The 17,765-nt window shown below is 69.8% G+C and carries 18 protein-coding genes; 17 read left to right on the top strand and 1 reads right to left on the bottom strand.

The window, feature by feature from the left end:
* The first annotated feature begins 37 nt into the window (after positions 1 to 37).
* From rpmE to AB0I49_RS24975, 17 genes are all read left to right on the top strand, one after another.
* Positions 38 to 265: a 50S ribosomal protein L31 gene (gene rpmE, locus AB0I49_RS25055; protein WP_363229308.1), complete on the top strand. Its 228-nt coding sequence runs from the start codon at positions 38 to 40 to the stop codon at positions 263 to 265.
* 103 nt (positions 266 to 368) lie between these two features.
* Positions 369 to 1,448, top strand: coding sequence for a peptide chain release factor 1 (gene prfA, locus AB0I49_RS25050; RefSeq protein WP_363229307.1), 1,080 nt, complete (start codon positions 369 to 371; stop codon positions 1,446 to 1,448).
* 89 nt (positions 1,449 to 1,537) lie between these two features.
* Complete coding sequence (gene prmC / locus AB0I49_RS25045; protein ID WP_363229306.1) at positions 1,538 to 2,419, top strand: peptide chain release factor N(5)-glutamine methyltransferase; 882 nt, start codon at positions 1,538 to 1,540, stop codon at positions 2,417 to 2,419.
* A 52-nt stretch (positions 2,420 to 2,471) separates the two neighbouring features.
* Positions 2,472 to 3,119: an L-threonylcarbamoyladenylate synthase gene (locus AB0I49_RS25040; protein WP_030889654.1), complete on the top strand. Its 648-nt coding sequence runs from the start codon at positions 2,472 to 2,474 to the stop codon at positions 3,117 to 3,119.
* Positions 3,116 to 3,766 (top strand): protein-tyrosine-phosphatase, encoded by a 651-nt coding sequence (locus AB0I49_RS25035; RefSeq protein WP_363229305.1) that lies wholly within the window; start codon positions 3,116 to 3,118, stop codon positions 3,764 to 3,766. The genes AB0I49_RS25040 and AB0I49_RS25035 overlap by 4 nt, the downstream gene beginning before the upstream one ends.
* Before the next feature lie 69 nt (positions 3,767 to 3,835).
* Positions 3,836 to 5,098, top strand: coding sequence for a serine hydroxymethyltransferase (gene glyA, locus AB0I49_RS25030; protein WP_363229304.1), 1,263 nt, complete (start codon positions 3,836 to 3,838; stop codon positions 5,096 to 5,098).
* 111 nt (positions 5,099 to 5,209) lie between these two features.
* On the top strand, positions 5,210 to 6,583 hold the full coding sequence (locus AB0I49_RS25025) for an MraY family glycosyltransferase (protein WP_363229303.1): 1,374 nt from the start codon (positions 5,210 to 5,212) through the stop codon (positions 6,581 to 6,583).
* Between the two features lie 259 nt (positions 6,584 to 6,842).
* On the top strand, positions 6,843 to 7,280 hold the full coding sequence (locus AB0I49_RS25020) for a hypothetical protein (RefSeq protein ID WP_363229302.1): 438 nt from the start codon (positions 6,843 to 6,845) through the stop codon (positions 7,278 to 7,280).
* 279 nt (positions 7,281 to 7,559) lie between these two features.
* Positions 7,560 to 8,354 (top strand): F0F1 ATP synthase subunit A, encoded by a 795-nt coding sequence (gene atpB / locus AB0I49_RS25015; RefSeq protein ID WP_363229370.1) that lies wholly within the window; start codon positions 7,560 to 7,562, stop codon positions 8,352 to 8,354.
* A gap of 76 nt (positions 8,355 to 8,430) precedes the next feature.
* Positions 8,431 to 8,676, top strand: coding sequence for a F0F1 ATP synthase subunit C (locus AB0I49_RS25010; protein ID WP_363229300.1), 246 nt, complete (start codon positions 8,431 to 8,433; stop codon positions 8,674 to 8,676).
* Between the two features lie 40 nt (positions 8,677 to 8,716).
* Positions 8,717 to 9,271 carry a F0F1 ATP synthase subunit B gene (locus AB0I49_RS25005; RefSeq protein ID WP_363229299.1) on the top strand — a complete coding sequence of 185 codons (555 nt, stop codon included), beginning with the start codon at positions 8,717 to 8,719 and terminating at the stop codon, positions 9,269 to 9,271.
* A 14-nt stretch (positions 9,272 to 9,285) separates the two neighbouring features.
* A complete protein-coding gene (locus AB0I49_RS25000; protein ID WP_363229369.1) occupies positions 9,286 to 10,101 on the top strand; it encodes a F0F1 ATP synthase subunit delta in 816 nt (271 codons plus the stop codon).
* A gap of 148 nt (positions 10,102 to 10,249) precedes the next feature.
* A complete protein-coding gene (atpA, locus tag AB0I49_RS24995; protein ID WP_363229298.1) occupies positions 10,250 to 11,842 on the top strand; it encodes a F0F1 ATP synthase subunit alpha in 1,593 nt (530 codons plus the stop codon).
* Between the two features lie 23 nt (positions 11,843 to 11,865).
* Positions 11,866 to 12,798 (top strand): F0F1 ATP synthase subunit gamma, encoded by a 933-nt coding sequence (locus AB0I49_RS24990; protein ID WP_363229297.1) that lies wholly within the window; start codon positions 11,866 to 11,868, stop codon positions 12,796 to 12,798.
* Between the two features lie 2 nt (positions 12,799 to 12,800).
* Positions 12,801 to 14,255: a F0F1 ATP synthase subunit beta gene (gene atpD / locus AB0I49_RS24985; protein WP_363229296.1), complete on the top strand. Its 1,455-nt coding sequence runs from the start codon at positions 12,801 to 12,803 to the stop codon at positions 14,253 to 14,255.
* A gap of 118 nt (positions 14,256 to 14,373) precedes the next feature.
* The gene (locus AB0I49_RS24980) at positions 14,374 to 14,751 is read left to right on the top strand and encodes a F0F1 ATP synthase subunit epsilon (protein WP_363229295.1); all 378 of its coding nucleotides are present in this window, start codon (positions 14,374 to 14,376) and stop codon (positions 14,749 to 14,751) included.
* Positions 14,752 to 14,908: 157 nt separating this feature from the next.
* A complete protein-coding gene (locus AB0I49_RS24975; RefSeq protein ID WP_363132686.1) occupies positions 14,909 to 15,358 on the top strand; it encodes a DUF2550 domain-containing protein in 450 nt (149 codons plus the stop codon).
* A gap of 80 nt (positions 15,359 to 15,438) precedes the next feature.
* On the opposite strand, the gene AB0I49_RS24970 is transcribed toward AB0I49_RS24975, so the two are convergent.
* A complete protein-coding gene (locus tag AB0I49_RS24970) occupies positions 15,439 to 17,763 on the bottom strand; it encodes a glycoside hydrolase family 18 chitinase (RefSeq protein ID WP_363229294.1) in 2,325 nt (774 codons plus the stop codon).
* Between the last annotated feature and the right edge of the window lie 2 nt (positions 17,764 to 17,765).

Here is a 17,765-nt window from a genome sequence, read left to right as displayed (position 1 = left end):
CTACGACCCGGCGCCCTCCCGAACCTAGGAGTACCCCTTGAAGCGCGACATCCACCCGGAGTACATCGAGACCCAGGTCAGCTGCACCTGCGGCGCCTCCTTCACCACTCGTAGCACCGCGGTCACGGGCGGCAACATCCGTGCCGACATCTGCTCCGAGTGCCACCCGTTCTACACGGGCAAGCAGAAGATCCTCGACACCGGTGGCCGTGTGGCGCGGTTCGAGGCCCGCTTCGGCAAGAACGCCGGGTCCGCCAAGAAGTAGCGACCCGCAGGCGCCGGTCCTCGGTCGCCTCTCGACTTCGAGGGGCGACCGGACCGGCGCTTTGTCGTCCAGCAGGCCCGTCACCTCCAGCTAGGGAAACTTGATGTTCGAGGCAGTCGAGGAACTGATCGGCGAGCACGCCGACCTCGAGAAGCGGCTCGCCGACCCCGCCGTCCACGCGGACCAGGCCAACGCCCGCAAGCTCAACAAGCGCTACGCCGAGCTGACCCCGATCATCGGCGCCTACCGCTCCTGGAAGCGGACCGGCGACGACATCGAGACCGCCCGCGAGCTGGCCCAGGACGACCCCGACTTCGCCGCCGAGGTCAAGGAGCTGGAGCGGCAGCGCGAGGAGCTGACCGAGCGGCTGCGGCTGCTGCTGGTCCCCCGCGACCCCAGCGACGACAAGGACGTGATCCTGGAGGTCAAGGCCGGCGAGGGCGGCGAGGAGTCCGCCCTGTTCGCCGGCGACCTGCTGCGGATGTACCTGCGCTACGCCGAGCGCGTCGGCTGGAAGACCGAGATCCTGGAGGCCAACGAGTCCGATCTCGGCGGCTACAAGGACGTACAGGTGGCCGTGAAGACCAAGGGCGGGGGCGGCGCCACCGAGCCCGGCCAGGGCGTCTGGGCGCGCCTGAAGTACGAGGGCGGGGTGCACCGCGTGCAGCGCGTGCCCGCCACCGAGTCGCAGGGCCGCATCCACACCTCCGCCGCGGGCGTGCTCGTCACCCCCGAAGCCGAGGAGGTCGAGGTCGAGATCGGCCCCAACGACCTGCGCATCGACGTCTACCGCTCCTCCGGCCCCGGCGGCCAGTCCGTCAACACCACCGACTCCGCCGTGCGCATCACCCACCTGCCCACCGGCATCGTGGTCTCCTGCCAGAACGAGAAGAGCCAGCTCCAGAACAAGGAGCAGGCGCTGCGCATCCTGCGCTCGCGGCTGCTGGCCGCGGCCCAGGAGGAGGCCGAGCGCGAGGCGTCCGACGCCCGGCGCAGCCAGGTCCGTACGGTGGACCGGTCCGAGCGCATCCGGACGTACAACTTCCCCGAAAACCGCATCTCCGACCACCGGGTCGGCTTCAAGGCGTACAACTTGGATCAGGTCCTCGACGGCGAGCTGGACCCGGTGATCCAGGCGTGCGTCGACGCCGACTCGGCGGCCAAGCTGGCGGCCGCCCAGTAAGCTCCGCGGACCCGGCGGGCCCGCCCGCCCGCGGGTCGCGGCCAGTCCAGTCCCAACGTTCTCGCAAGTTCGCAAGCCGGAGGAACAGCGTGCAGCAATCTGCCGGGGGGCGACCCCCGCACCCCCGATCCGTGCTGCTCGCCGAGGTGGCCCAGGCGACCCAGCGGCTGGCCGACGCGGGCGTCCCCTCGCCCCGCTTCGACGCCGAGGAGCTGGCCGCGTTCGTGCACGGCGTCAAGCGCGGCGAACTGCACAACGTCGCCGACGCCGAGTTCGACGCCCGCTACTGGGAGGCCGTCGCCCGCCGCGAGGCCCGCGAACCGCTCCAGCACATCACCGGCCGCGCCTTCTTCCGCTACCTCGAACTCCAGGTCGGCCCGGGGGTGTTCGTGCCCCGCCCGGAGACCGAGTCCGTCGTCGGCTGGGCCATAGACGCCGTACGGGCCATGGACGTCGTCGAGCCGCTCATCGTCGATCTGTGCACCGGCTCCGGCGCCATCGCCCTCGCCCTCGCCCAGGAGGTGCCGCGCTCGCGCGTGCACGCCGTCGAGCTCGACGAGGCCGCCCTGACATGGGCCCGCAAGAACGTCGAGGGGTCCCGCGTCGTTCTCCACCACGGGAACGCGCTGACCGCGCTGCCCGAGCTCGACGGCCAGGTGGACCTGCTCGTCAGCAACCCGCCGTACATCCCGCTGACCGAGTGGGAGTACGTCGCACCGGAGGCCCGCGACCACGACCCCGAGCTCGCGCTCTTCTCCGGCGAGGACGGCCTGGACACCATCCGGGGCATCGAGCGCACCGCCCACCGGCTGCTGCGCCCCGGCGGCGTGGTGGTGATCGAGCACGCCGACACCCAGGGCGGCCAGGTGCCGTGGATCTTCACCGAGGAGCGGGGCTGGGCGGACGCCGCCGACCACCCGGACCTCAACAACCGCCCGCGGTTCGCGACGGCCCGCAGGGCGACGCCGTGACCGCGGCACCCCGCACGCTCGACCCCAGTACCCGCTTCGCGAAGGAGATGTGATGGCACGGCGATACGACTGCAGCGACGCGACCGACCGCAAGACCGGCCTGCGCGAGGCGACGGCGGCGGTCCGCCGCGGCGAACTGGTCGTGCTGCCCACCGACACCGTCTACGGGATCGGCGCGGACGCCTTCAGCGCCGAGGCCGTCGGCGACCTGCTGGAGGCCAAGGGGCGCGGCCGGACCATGCCCTCGCCGGTGCTCGTCGGCTCGCCGAACACCCTGCACGGGCTCGTCACCGACTTCTCCGAGCAGGCGTGGGAGCTCGTCGACGCGTTCTGGCCCGGCGCGCTCACCATCGTCGCCAACCACCAGCCGTCGCTGACCTGGGACCTGGGGGAGACCCGCGGCACCGTGGCGGTCCGGATGCCGCTGCACCCGGTCGCCATCGAGCTGCTCACCGAGTTCGGCCCGATGGCCGTCTCCAGCGCCAACCTGACCGGCCACCCCTCGCCGCAGGACTGCGACGCGGCCCAGGAGATGCTCGGCGACGCCGTCTCCGTCTACCTCGACGGCGGGCCCACCCCGGCCGCCGTCCCCTCCTCCATCGTCGATGTCACCCGCGGCACCCCGGTGCTGCTGCGGGCGGGCGCGCTCAGCGCCGAGCAGCTGCGCGAGGTCGTACCCGATCTCGAGGTGGCCAATTGATCGCCCCGCAGGGGCGTGGCATAGCGGGACCGGACCTCACCGTCGACACCTTCCGCATCCTCCACGTCAGCACCGGCAACGTCTGCCGCTCGCCCATCACCGAGCGGCTGACCCGCTATGCCCTCACCGACCGGCTCGGCGACCCCTTCGCCGGCGGCCTCGTCGTGGAGAGCGCCGGCACCTGGGGCCACGAGGGCGCGCCCATGGAGGCGCACGCCGCGACCGTCCTCGCCGACTTCGGCGCCGACCCGGACGGGTTCATCGGCCGCGAGCTCCTCGACGAGCACGTCATCCGCGCCGACCTGGTGCTGACCGCCACCCGCGACCACCGCGCGCAGGTCATCTCCATGGGGCACTCGGCGGGGCTGCGCACCTTCACGCTCAAGGAGTTCACCCGGCTCGTACGGGCCATAGACCCGGCCACGCTGCCCGACCCCGTGCACGGCGGCGTCGTCGGGCGCGCCCGCGCGCTGGTGCAGGCGGCCGCCGCGCTGCGCGGCTGGCTGCTCGCCCCGAACGCCGAGGCCGACGAGGTCCACGACCCGTACGGCGCCCCCATCACCTTCTTCCGCTCCATCGGCGACGAGATCAACCAGGCCCTGGACCCGGTCGTCACCGCGCTCACCGGAGTCCCCACCCGGACCTGACCGGCTGCGGGCGCCGGGGAGCGGGCCTACATTGGGGTGCACCACCCCTCGAGGTCCGGAGCCAGTGCCATGCCGGTCGCCGCAGTAGCACCCCACACCCACTGGGGCCCCGATTTCGACGCGCTGCGCCGTACGGACCCGGAGCTGGCGGGGCTGCTCCTCGCCGAGCTCGGCCGGCAGTCCGCCGGGCTCCAGCTCATCGCCGCCGAGAACTTCACCTCGCCCGCCGTCCTCGCGGCCCTCGGCTCGCCGCTCGCCAACAAGTACGCGGAGGGCTATCCGGGCGCCCGCCACCACGGCGGCTGCGAGCTGGTGGACCTCGCCGAGCGGATCGCCGTCGACCGGGCCAAGGCGCTGTTCGGCGCCGAGCACGCCAATGTCCAGCCGCACTCCGGCTCCTCCGCCGTCCTCGCCGCGTACGCCGCGCTGCTGCGCCCCGGCGACACGGTGCTGGCGATGGCGCTCCCCCAGGGCGGGCATCTCACGCACGGGTCGCCCGCCAATTTCTCCGGCCGCTGGTTCGACTTCGCCGGCTACGGCGTCGCGCCGGACACCGGCCTGATCGACTACGGGCAGGTGCGCGAGCTGGCCCGTACGCACCGTCCCAAGGCGATCGTCTGCGGCTCGATCTCGTACTCGCGCCATGTGGACTACGCGGCCTTCCGGGAGATCGCCGACGAGGTCGGCGCGTATCTGATCGCGGACGCGGCGCACCCGATCGGGCTGGTCGCGGGGGGTGCGGCGCCGAGTCCGGTGCCGTACGCGGACGTGGTGTGCGCCACCACGCACAAGGTGCTGCGGGGGCCGCGCGGCGGGCTGATCCTGTGCGGCGCGGAGCTGGCGGACCGGATCGACCGGGCGGTCTTCCCGTTCACGCAGGGCGGCGCGCAGATGCATACGGTCGCGGCGAAGGCGGTGGCCTTCGGCGAGGCGGCGACCCCGGCCTTCACGGCGTACGCGCACCAGTGCGTGGCCAACGCGCGGGTGCTGGCGGCGGCGCTCGAGGCGGAGGGGCTCGCGGTGAGCACGGGCGGCACCGACACGCATCTGATCACCGCGGACGTCGCGCCGCTGGGCATCGACGCGAGGACCGCCAGCGGCCGTCTGACGGCCTCCGGCATCATCCTGGACACCTGTGGTCTCCCGTGCGCCGACGGGCGGGCCAGGGGCGTCAGGCTGGGCAGCGCGGCCGTCTCCACGCAGGGGATGGGGGAGGCGGAGATGGCGCGCGTCGGGGCGCTGGTGGGCGCGGCGCTGCGGCAGGACGCGGGGGCCCGTGCGGAAGTGGCGGAATTGGCCGGAAGATTCCCTCCTTATCCCGATCACACCTGAGGGCTGGAACCATCCGCCAACGGGGCACGTCCTCAACCGCATTCACGATTCGGGGGTGGACGCGAATATGGTGTGGGGCTGTGATGGCCAGCGAAACCTCTGGGGCAGCCTGTGCGTGAATATCTGCTGACGCTGTGCGTCACCGCCGCGATCACCTATCTGCTGACGGGACCGGTGCGGAAGTTCGCGATGGTGGCCGGCGCGGTGCCGGAGATCCGCGCGCGCGACGTGCACCGCGAACCGACGCCGAGGCTCGGCGGTATCGCGATGTTCGGCGGGTTGTGCGCGGGGCTGCTGGTCGCGGCCCATATGCAGAACCTCAAGGGCGTCTTCGAGCTGTCGAACGAGCCGCGGGCGCTGCTGTCGGGGGCGGGGCTGATCTGGCTGCTGGGCGTGCTGGACGACAAGTTCGGCGTGGACGCGCTGGTCAAGCTCGGCGGGCAGATGATCGCGGCGGGCGTGATGGTCCTCCAGGGCTTGACCATTCTGTGGATTCCGGTGCCCGGCGTCGGCACGGTCGCGCTGACCCCCATGCAGGGCACGCTGCTGACGGTCGCCCTGGTCGTCCTCACCATCAACGCGGTCAACTTCGTCGACGGGCTGGACGGGCTGGCCGCCGGAATGGTGTGCATCGCCTCGGCCGCCTTCTTCATGTACGCGTACCGGATCTGGTTCGGCTACGGCATCGAGGCGGCGGCCCCGGCCACGCTGTTCGCCGCGATCCTGATGGGCATGTGCCTGGGCTTCCTGCCGCACAACATGCATCCGGCGCGGATCTTCATGGGCGACTCCGGGTCGATGCTGATCGGGCTGGTGCTGGCGGCGGGCGCGATCTCCATCACCGGGCAGGTGGACCCGGACGCGATGCGGCTGTTCGCGGGGTCGGAGCGGGCCGCGGTGCACGGCACGGTGCCGGTCTACATTCCGCTGCTGCTGCCGCTGACCGTCGTGATGGTGCCGGTCGCCGACCTGATCCTGGCCATCGTGCGGCGCACCTGGAACGGCCAGTCGCCGTTCGCGGCCGACCGCGGCCACCTGCACCACCGGCTGCTGGAGATCGGCCACTCGCACAGCCGGGCCGTGCTGATCATGTACTTCTGGTCCGGGCTGATCGCCTTCGGCGCGGTCGCCTACTCGGTGAACTCCGCCAGCATGTGGATCGTGCTGCTGATCGTGCTGCTCAGCGCCGTCGGACTGGTGCTGCTGCTCCTGCCGCGCTTCACGCCGCGCGCCCCGCTCTGGGCCCAGCGCCTGGTGCCGCCGCGCTACCGTCGCCGGGCCTTCCTGGAGATGACGGCCAGGAAGAAGGCCGCGAGGGCGGCGGCCGCGGGGGCCGGCGCCGAAGCCCGTACGGACGCCGAAGGGGCCGGCGAAGGGGCCGACGAAGCGGAACGCGAGCCGGTGCCGTCCGGGGCCAACGGTGCGACGGCGGTCGGCGACCGCTCGCGATTCACCCATACCAGGAAGATCAGCAGCCATCGCTGATTTGGTGCAGTCCGCCGTATACCAGACATCGATCGTCCTGTCCGGTGGACATGCCGGGATTAACTCTCTCGTGTGATGGGCAGCACACGATGTAGGTAAAGACCTCATCAAATAGTTTGTGATACCGTTCACTAAACCCGGTGCTAGAGCCGAAGGACCGTAGTGCGTGCGGTCCTTCGTCGCGAGGTCCATCTCACCTCCGGGGATACGCTCGTCCACGACGAATCGTTGCTTCCGACTCCCGCCGGAGAAACCCTTCATGCAGTCCAACGACGCCCGAACACTCCTGCTCTGCGCCGTACCGGCCGCCGTCACCGGCGGTGTCGCCGCCGTGACCAGCGCCGTGCTCGCCGGTGGCAAGGGTGCGATCGGCGCGGTCGTCGGCACGCTGCTGTCGGTCTGCATCATGGCGATGGGTTACTACGTCCTTCAGCGGACCGCGCGACAACTCCCGCACCTGTTCCAGGCCATGGGCCTGATGCTGTACGCGACGCAGTTCCTGTTGGTCGGAATCTTCCTCGCGGTGTTCAAACACACGACGCTGTTCAACACCAAGGCGTTCGCGCTGACCCTGCTTGTTGTGACTTTGGTGTGGATCGCCGCGCAGACGCGCGCCCACCTGAAGGCCAAGATTCTCTACGTGGAACCGGAACCCGACGACGCGAAGAAGTCCGCGCCCGCCGGGTCTCCGTCATGACCGGTAGGGCCGCGATAAACACCGCCACGCTCACCTGCTATCGTCCGGTGCCATCTGAGGCACAGCACGCGACGGCAGCTGAACTCCCGAGTTTCCCGGGACGGAATCGGCAGTCCACGTGGCTGATGCCCGCTATGCCATTCGGCCCCGCGCCGACCAGCCGCCCCCAAATCCGTAAGACCAGTCCAGTGCCGCTCCGTGGCTGTGCGCCGCGCCGACACAACGAGGTTGCCGTACCTATGCGCCACGCTGAAGGAGCTCGCGGTGAGTGCTGACCAGATGCTCGCCTTCGAGACCGATTGCCACCTCTTCGACGGGTGTGGCTTTCCCGCTCCGGGCCTCCACTCGTTCATGTTCGAACCGCTCTTCACCGTCGGCGGCTATGACGTCAACAAGCCAATGCTGCTGGCGTTGTTGAGCACGGTCGTCATCATCGGGTTCTTCTGGGCGGCTTTCGGCCGGGCCAAGGTGGTGCCGGGCAAGCTCCAGATGATCGGCGAGTCCGGCTACGACTTCGTGCGCAAGAGCATCGTCTACGAGTCCCTCGGCAAGAAGGTGGGCGACAAGTACGTCCCCTTCATGGTCTCGCTGTTCTTCTTCGTCTGGATCATGAACCTGTGGTCGATCATTCCGGTCGCCCAGTTCCCGGTGACGTCGATCATCGCCTTCCCGGCGGGGCTCGCCCTGATCGTCTACGTCCTCTGGATGTACCTGACGTTCAAGAAGCACGGCTTCGTCGGCGGCCTGAAGAACATCACCGGCTACGACAAGTCGCTGGGCGGCATTCTGCCGATGGTCGTCGTGCTGGAGTTCTTCTCCAACGTGCTCGTGAGGCCGTTCACGCACGCGGTCCGGCTCTTCGCCAACATGTTCGCCGGCCACCTGCTGATCCTGATGTTCACCATCGCCAGCTGGTACTTGCTGAACGGCGTCGGGATCGCGTACTCCGGTGTCTCGTTCGTGATGACCATCCTGCTGACGGCCTTCGAGCTGTTCATCCAGGCCGTCCAGGCGTACATCTTCGTCCTCCTGGCCTGCACCTATGTGCAGGGAGCGCTCGCCGAGCACCACTGAGCCCCCTGCCCCTCAGCCCCATCAGACGTCCGGTGGCCAACCCCCGCCGGTCCGTGAAAGAGAAGGAAGAACGAGCATGTCTGCTGCTCTCGAAACCCTCGCCGCAGTTTCCATCAAGGGCAACCTCGGCGCCATCGGCTACGGCCTGGCGGCCATCGGCCCCGGCGTCGGCGTCGGCATCGTCTTCGGCAACGGCACCCAGGCCCTGGCCCGTCAGCCCGAGGCCGCCGGCCTCATCCGCGCTAACCAGATCATGGGCTTCGCCTTCTGTGAGGCGCTCGCCCTGATCGGCATCGTTATGCCGTTCGTTTACCCGAGCTAATTGCGGCTGACGACCACTTCTTTCAACGGAAGGCACTGATGTGAACGCCCTGGTACAGATGGCGGCCGAGGAGGCGGAAAACCCCCTCATCCCGCCGATCCCAGAGCTCGTCATCGGCCTTATCGCCTTCTTCATCGTCTTCGGCTTCCTCGCCAAGAAGCTCCTCCCGAACATCAACAAGGTTCTGGACGAGCGCCGTGAGGCCATCGAGGGCGGCATGGAGAAGGCCGAGGCCGCCGAGGCCGAGGCTCAGCAGGTCCTTGAGGACTACCGGGCCCAGCTCGCCGACGCCCGCCACGAGGCCGCGCGGATGCGCCAGGAGGCGCAGGAACAGGGCGTCGCACTCATCGCCGAGATGAGGGCCGAGGGCCAGCGGCAGCGTGAGGAGATCATCGCTGCCGGCCACGCCCAGATCGCCGCCGACCGCAAGGCCGCAGCGGCCTCGCTCCGCCAGGACGTGGGCAAGCTCGCCACCGACCTGGCGAGCAAGCTCGTCGGCGAGTCCCTTGAGGACAGCGCCCGGCAGAGCCGCACCATCGACCGCTTCCTCGACGGACTCGAGGAGAGCGCGACGACGGCCGAGGCCAAGCGATGACGGCAGCGGCAGAGATGCACGGCGCGAGCCGTGAGGCACTGGGCGCCGCGCGCGAGCGCCTCGACGCGCTGGCGGACAACACGTCCGTCGACGCGGCGAAGCTCGCCGAGGACCTGGCCGCCGTCACCGCGCTGCTCGACCGCGAGGTGTCGCTGCGCCGGGTCCTGACCGACCCGGCGCAGAGCGCCGAGTCCAAGGCACAGCTGGCGGGCCGGCTGCTCGGCGGCCAGGTGGGCGGCGAGGCCGCGGACCTGGTCTCCGGCATGGTCCGCTCGCGCTGGTCGCGCTCGCGCGACCTGGTCGACTCGATCGAGGAGCTGGCGGACTCCGCCGACCTCATCGCGGCGCAGCGGTCCGGCGCCCTCGACGCGGTCGAGGACGAGATCTTCCGGTTCGGCCGGATCGTCTCCTCCTCGACGGAGCTGCGGGCCGCGCTGACCGACAAGCTGGCGACCACCGCGGCCAAGGCGGAGCTGCTGCGCAGCCTGCTCGGCGGTCGGGCGCACCAGGTCACCGAGCGGCTCGTAGTCCGCCTTGTCGCCCAGCCGCGAGGCCGTAGCCTGGAGGGAGGGCTCACCGCCCTCTCCAGGCTGGCCGCGGAACGGCGCGACCGCATGGTCGCCGAGGTCCGCTCCGCGGTGCCGCTGAGCGACGGGCAGAAGCAGCGCCTGGGCGCCGCACTGGCCAAGCTGTACGGACGGCAGGTGCACCTCAACCTCGATGTGGACCCCGAGGTCCTCGGCGGGGTGTCGGTGCGCGTGGGCGACGAGATCGTCAACGGGACCATCGCGGACCGCCTCGAAGAGGCGACCCGGCGGATGGCCGGCTGACCGGCCACCACCAACTCAAGAGCAAGACCGCGGCCCGAGTTGGGCCGTAGCGGAAAAACCAGGGGGCCGTGACAGGAGCGGCGCACGCCGCGTGGCCCCCCGGCCCCGCAAGAAACTTCGGGCCCAACAAGGAGAGCAGGGAACCCAGATGGCGGAGCTCACGATCCGGCCGGAGGAGATCCGGGACGCGCTGGAGAACTTTGTCCAGGCGTACAAGCCGGACGCGGCCTCGCGCGAGGAGGTCGGTACGGTCAGCGTTGCCGGCGACGGCATCGCGAAGGTCGAGGGACTTCCCTCGGCCATGGCGAACGAACTGCTGAAGTTCGAGGACGGCACCCTCGGCCTCGCCCTCAACCTTGAGGAGCGCGAGATCGGTGCGGTCGTCCTCGGCGAGTTCAGCGGCATCGAGGAGGGCCAGCCGGTGCAGCGCACCGGCGAGGTGCTCTCCGTCGCGGTGGGCGAGGGCTACCTCGGCCGCGTCGTCGACCCGCTCGGCAACCCGATCGACGGCCTCGGCGAGATCGAGACGGAAGGCCGCCGCGCCCTGGAGCTCCAGGCGCCCGGCGTCATGGTCCGCAAGTCCGTGCACGAGCCGATGCAGACCGGCCTCAAGGCCGTCGACTCGATGGTGCCGATCGGCCGCGGCCAGCGCCAGCTGATCATCGGCGACCGCCAGACGGGCAAGACCGCCCTGGCCGTCGACACGATCATCAACCAGCGCGACAACTGGCGTTCCGGCGACCCGAAGAAGCAGGTCCGCTGCATCTACGTCGCCGTCGGTCAGAAGGGCTCCACCATCGCGTCCGTGCGCGGCGCGCTGGAGGAGGCCGGCGCCCTGGAGTACACGACGATCGTCGCGGCTCCGGCGTCCGACCCGGCCGGCTTCAAGTACATCGCCCCGTACACCGGCTCGGCCATCGGCCAGCACTGGATGTACCAGGGCAAGCACGTCCTGATCGTCTTCGACGACCTGTCGAAGCAGGCCGACGCCTACCGTGCCGTCTCCCTGCTGCTGCGCCGCCCGCCGGGCCGCGAGGCGTACCCGGGCGACGTCTTCTACCTGCACTCCCGTCTGCTGGAGCGCTGCGCGAAGCTCTCCGACGACATGGGCGCGGGTTCGATGACCGGTCTGCCGATCGTCGAGACCAAGGCCAACGACGTCTCGGCGTTCATCCCGACCAACGTCATCTCCATCACCGACGGCCAGTGCTTCCTGGAGTCCGACCTGTTCAACGCGGGCCAGCGGCCGGCGCTGAACGTCGGTATCTCGGTCTCCCGCGTCGGCGGCTCCGCCCAGCACAAGGCGATGCGCCAGGTCTCGGGCCGACTGCGCGTGGACCTCGCCCAGTACCGCGAGCTGGAGGCGTTCGCCGCCTTCGGTTCCGACCTGGACGCGGCCTCCAAGGCGCAGCTGGAGCGCGGCAAGCGGATGACCGAGCTGCTCAAGCAGGGCCAGTACGCGCCGTACGCGATCGAGGACCAGATCGTCTCCGTCTGGGCCGGCACCACCGGCAAGATGGACGACGTGCCGGTCGAGGACATCCAGCGCTTCGAGCGCGAGCTGCTCGACTACATGGGCCGTGAGCACAAGGGCCTCATGAACAGCATCGTCGAGGGCGCGAAGATGTCCGACGACACCATTCAGGCGCTCGCCGACGCCGTCGCCACCTTCAAGAAGCAGTTCGAGACCTCGAGCGGCGATCTTCTCGGTGACGACGCACCGGCCGGTACCTCGAAGTGACGACGACGGAAGGGACCTGATCCATGGGAGCCCAGCTCCGGGTCTACAAGCGTCGCATCCGCTCCGTCACCGCGACCAAGAAGATCACCAAGGCGATGGAGATGATCGCCGCCTCGCGCATCGTCAAGGCGCAGCGCCAGGTGGCGGCATCGACGCCGTACGCGAGTGAGCTCACCCGCGCGGTGACGGCGGTTGCCACCGGTTCGAACACCAAGCACGCCCTGACCACCGAGGCGGCGAACCCGGTACGGGCCGCGGTGCTGCTCATCACGAGCGACCGCGGTCTGGCCGGCGGCTACTCGTCCAACGCCATCAAGGCGGCGGACAAGCTCACCGAGCGGCTGCGCTCGGAGGGCAAGGAGGTCACGACCTACATCATCGGCCGCAAGGGCGTCGCGTACTACGACTTCCGGGAGCGCCCGGTCACCCAGTCGTGGACCGGTTTCACCGACAGCCCGACGTACGCGGACGCCAAGATGGTCGCGGCGCCGCTGATCGAGGCCGTACAGCAGGACACCGCCGAGGGCGGCGTGGACGAACTCCACATCGTCTTCACGGAGTTCGTGTCGATGATGACGCAGCAGCCGGTGGACGACCGCCTGCTGCCGCTGAGTCTCGCGGCGGACGGGCAGGAGGCGTCGGACGGCGCCGCGGCCGGCAAGGCCGAGATCCTTCCGCTCTACGACTTCGAGCCGTCGGCGGAGGGCGTTCTCGACGCCCTGCTGCCGCGGTACGTCGAGAGCCGCATCTACAACGCGCTGCTGCAGTCGGCCGCTTCCAAGCACGCCGCCACCCGCCGCGCGATGAAGTCGGCTACCGACAACGCCGGAGAGCTCATCAAGACGCTCTCGCGGCTTGCCAACGCGGCCCGCCAGGCCGAAATCACCCAGGAAATCAGCGAGATCGTCGGCGGTGCGAGCGCCATGGCCGACGCGACCGCGGGGAGTGACCGATAACCATGACCACCACTGTTGAGACGGCCGCAGCGGCCGGCGTGGCCACGGGCCGCGTCGCGCGGGTCATCGGGCCGGTCGTCGACGTGGAGTTCCCCGTCGACGCGATGCCGGAGATCTACAACGCGCTGCACGTAGAGGTCGACGACCCGGCCGAGGGCGGTCAGCGCAAGACGCTGACCCTCGAGGTCGCCCAGCACCTGGGCGACGGCGTGGTCCGCGCGATCTCGATGCAGCCCACCGACGGCCTGGTCCGCCAGGCCACGGTGGTCGACACCGGCGAGGGCATCACCGTCCCGGTCGGCGAGGTGACCAAGGGCAAGGTGTTCAACACCCTCGGCGCCATCCTGAACAAGCCCGAGGCGGAGTCCGAGGTCACCGAGCGGTGGCCGATCCACCGCAAGGCGCCCAGCTTCGACCAGCTCGAGTCGAAGACCGAGATGTTCGAGACCGGCGTCAAGGTCATCGACCTGCTGACCCCGTACGTCAAGGGCGGCAAGATCGGTCTGTTCGGCGGCGCCGGCGTCGGCAAGACGGTGCTCATCCAGGAGATGATCTACCGCGTCGCCAACAACCACGACGGTGTCTCGGTGTTCGCCGGCGTCGGTGAGCGCACCCGTGAGGGCAACGACCTCATCGAGGAGATGACGGACTCCGGCGTCATCGACAAGACGGCGCTCGTCTTCGGCCAGATGGACGAGCCGCCGGGCACCCGGCTGCGCGTCGCCCTGGCCGGTCTGACCATGGCGGAGTACTTCCGCGATGTGCAGAAGCAGGACGTGCTCTTCTTCATCGACAACATCTTCCGGTACACCCAGGCCGGTTCCGAGGTGTCCACGCTGCTCGGCCGCATGCCGTCCGCGGTGGGCTACCAGCCGAACCTCGCGGACGAGATGGGCCTCCTCCAGGAGCGCATCACCTCGACCCGCGGCCACTCGATCACCTCGATGCAGGCGATCTACGTGCCGGCGGACGACCTCACCGACCCGGCCCCGGCCACGACCTTCGCGCACCTCGACGCGACGACCGTGCTCTCGCGCCCGATCTCGGAGAAGGGCATCTACCCGGCGGTGGACCCGCTGGACTCGACGTCCCGCATCCTGGACCCGCGCTACATCTCGCAGGACCACTACGACTGCGCCTCGCGCGTCAAGACGATCCTGCAGAAGTACAAGGACCTCCAGGACATCATCGCGATCCTCGGCATCGACGAGCTCGGCGAGGAGGACAAGCTCACCGTCTTCCGCGCCCGCCGGGTGGAGCGCTTCCTGTCGCAGAACACCCACGTCGCCAAGCAGTTCACCGGCGTCGACGGTTCGGACGTCTCGCTCGACGAGTCGATCGCCGCGTTCAACGCGATCTGCGACGGGGACTACGACCACTTCCCCGAGCAGGCGTTCTTCATGTGCGGCGGCATCGAGGACCTGAAGGCCAACGCCAAGGAGCTGGGCGTCTCCTGACCCCGTGCTGACCGGCCGGGGGCGGCGCCCACCGCCCCCGGCCGCCTTGGCCACTAGTATTCGTAGTATTCGACCCCACATCTGCCATGTCCGGCAGGTGGAGACCCGAGGAGCCACGTTGGCTGCTGAGCTGCACGTCGAGCTGGTCGCGGCGGACCGAAGCGTCTGGTCCGGCGAGGCCACTCTGGTCATCGCGCGGACCCCGTCGGGTGACATCGGCGTCATGCCCGGCCACCAGCCGCTGCTCGGTGTGCTGGAGTCCGGCCCGGTGACCATCCGTACGAGCGACGGCGGGACCGTCGTCGCCGCGGTGCACGGCGGGTTCGTGTCGTTCGCGGACGACAAGCTCTCGCTGCTCGCCGAGATCGTCGAGCTGTCGGACGAGATCGACGTCCAGCGCGCGGAGCGGGCGCTGGAGCGCGCGAAGGCGGAGACGGACGCGGCCGCCGAGCGGCGCGCGGACGTCCGGCTGCGCGCGGTCGCGGGTGTGCACTGAACCCACGGCCCATAAGAACGTACTGTGGGGTTCCGGGAGCTGTCCCGGAGACCCGCGGAATCCTCAGCCGCGGACGGCACTGGATCACTCCAGGGCAGTCCGCGGCTGAGGCGATGCAGGTGCGGTTGGACTAGATGACGCGAGGAGGTCGGTGAAGATGGTCCTCGCTCTGCTCGTGAGCGGCAGCGTCGTCCTGCTGGTCCTGGTGGGACTCTTCGTCTTCGGGCTGCGCAGACGGCTCATCCAGCGCTCCGGGGGCACCTTCGACTGCTCCCTGCGCTGGAATGTGACCGAGCCGGAGGCGGAGCCCAGCGGCAAGGGCTGGGTGTACGGGGTGGCCCGCTACAACGGCGACCGGATCGAGTGGTTCCGGGTCTTCTCGTACGCGCCCCGGCCGCGCCGCGTCCTGGAGCGCGCCTCCATCGAGGTCCTGGACCGCCGCACCCCGCGCGGAGAGGAGGAGCTGGCGCTGCTCTCCGACGCCGTCGTCCTGGTCTGCGTGCACCGCGGTACGCGGCTGGAGCTGGCGATGAGCGAGGACGCCCTGACCGGCTTTCTGGCCTGGCTGGAGGCGGCGCCGCCCGGCCAGCGGGTCAACGTGGCGTAGCCCGATCGCGCGGTCCCCGCACACGCGGAGACCGGGGGCAGCGGGCGACTCGCTGCCCCCGGCCGTTCTATGCGGCCCGGTTACTTCAGGCCGTTGTCCACCGCGGTCATCAGGGTGCCGCTGTCACCGGTCATCTCCCAGATCATCACGCCGCCGAGCTTCTTCGTCTTGAGCCAGGCGGTCTTCTTGTTGATGGACCAGACGTCGTCGAAGGTCCACCACTGTCCGTTCGCGCCGGTGTAGCCGTACGTCGCCACCGCCGCCTCGTCGTGGTAGACCTTCAGATTCGGTACGGACGCGATCAGGTTGTCGTAGCCGCGGGTGCCGGCCTCCTCCGGGAACTGGCCGGGGGCCGCGCCGCTCGCGCTCTGCCACGCGCCGTTCGCGCCGCCGTCCGCGACCTGCTGCCAGCCGCGCCCGTAGAAGGCGAGGCCCAGGGCGACCTGGCTCGGTTTGACGCCCGCGTCGAGATAGGCGTTCACGGTCTTCTCGACGCTGAACTTGGTCTCGTACGGGTCCTTGGCGTCCTGGTAGAGGTTGCCCTGGTGGCCGGTGCGCTTGGGCTCCCAGCTGTCGTCGCTGCCCGAGCCGTGGAAGTCGTAGCCCTGGACGTTGGCGAAGTCCATGTAGTCGAAGACGCCGGGGTTGCCGTCCTTGGTGGTGATGTCCCAGCCGGCGTCGAGCTTGGCGGGGTCGGCCGGGGTGAAGGCGGTCAGCAGGTACTTCTTGCCGGTCTCCGAGGACAGCGCGTTGAGCTGCTTGCGGAACTCGGCGAAGAGCAGCGTGTTGTTGGCCTTGTCGTCCTTGGAGACGTGGTTGCCCGCGTGCCCCTCGGCGCCCGGCCACTCCCAGTCGATGTCGAAGCCGTCGAAGATCCCGGCCGCCGCGCCCTTGCCGCCGCGCCCGTTGGTGACCGGCAGGTCGCCCTTGATGTACATGTCGATGCAGGACTTCACGAACTTCTGCCGGGACGCGTCGGTCTTGGCGACGTCCGAGAAGTACTTGCTGTACGTCCAGCCGCCGATCGACATGAGGGCCTTGAGCTTCGGGTTCTTGGCCTTGACCTTCTTGAGCTGGTTGAAGTTGCCGGCCAGCGGCTGGTCCCAGGTGTCGCCGACCCCGTCGACCGACTCGCCCGCGCCGAAGCCCTTCTCGTAGTCGGCCCAGGAGTCGCCCGCGCCGTCGCCCTGGTTGGGGTCCTGCGGGTTGGGGGTGGTGGCCTTGGTGACGCCGTTGAGGCAGGTGAGGTTGTTCGGGTCGATGTTGGAGAAGGAGTAGTTGAGGTGGGTGAGCTTGGCGGCGGCGCCCGTCGTCACCAGGTTCTTCATGGTGTAGGCGCGGCCGTAGATGCCCCACTGCACGAAGTAGCCGGCCTTGATGCGGTCGGTCGGCTGCTGGTCGCCGCCGGTGGTCCGTACGGTCAGCGGCTGGGAGGCGGGCCCGACCTGGTCGGAGGTGTCGCGGGCGACGACCGTGTAGGTGTAGTCGGTGCCCGGCGTCAGACCGGTGTCGGTGTAGGCGAGCTTGCCGACGGTCGCGGCCTTCACGGTGCCGCGGTAGACGTCGTAGTTCTTGATGCCCTTGTCGTCCGTGGCCGCGGGCCACTTGAGCGCGATCGTGGTGTCCGTGGTCGCGGTCGCCTTGGGGGCGCCGGGCGCCGAGGGCGGGTTGTCGGTGCCGCCGCCGGTGCTCGTACGGAAGGTGGCCGGAGGCGACTCCGGGCCGGTCTGCCCGGCGGTGTCGCGAGCCACGATCTTGTACGTGTACTCGGTGTCGGCGCTCAGCCCGGTGTCGGTGTAGGAGGTGTCGCCGACCGTGCCGACCACGGTGTCGCCGCGGTAGACGTCGTAGTTCTTGACGCCCTTGTCATCCGTGGCGGCGGCCCAGGTCAGCGAGATCGTGCCGGCCGTCACCCCGGTGGAGGTGGGCTGTCCGGGGGCGGTCGGCGGGGTGTCGGTGGGCGAGGAGCCGTCGCACGGGCCGCCGTCGAGCTTGCAGCCGCTCGGCTCGCCGTTGCCTGACGCCACGAAGCCGAAGGAGACGCTGGCGCCGGGCTCGATGGTGCCGTTGTACTCCCGGTTCTTCGCGGTGTAGTGCGTGCCGGAACTGGTGATCAGGGAGTCCCAGTACGCGCCCACGGTGGTGCCGGAGGGGAAGTCCCACTCGACGGTCCAACCGCTGATGCTGGAGGAGCCGGTGTTCTTGACGGTCCATTCGCCCTGAAAGCCGGTGCCCCAGTCGGAGGTCTTGACGAACGCCGCCGTGGCGTCGGTGGCCGCCTGCGCGGGTGTCGCGGTCAGGCCGACGAGCGCGGCGATGGGGAGGAGCAGCGCGGCGAGGGCCGCGCCGAGCCTGGTGACGGTACGTCTGGAGCGTTTGGTGCGTCCTAAGGTTCCTGTGCTCAAGG

It is taken from the genome of Streptomyces sp. NPDC050617 (genome assembly GCF_040654795.1).
In the GTDB taxonomy this organism is placed as follows: domain Bacteria; phylum Actinomycetota; class Actinomycetes; order Streptomycetales; family Streptomycetaceae; genus Streptomyces.
This window is presented reverse-complemented; position numbering and strand designations above follow the sequence as displayed.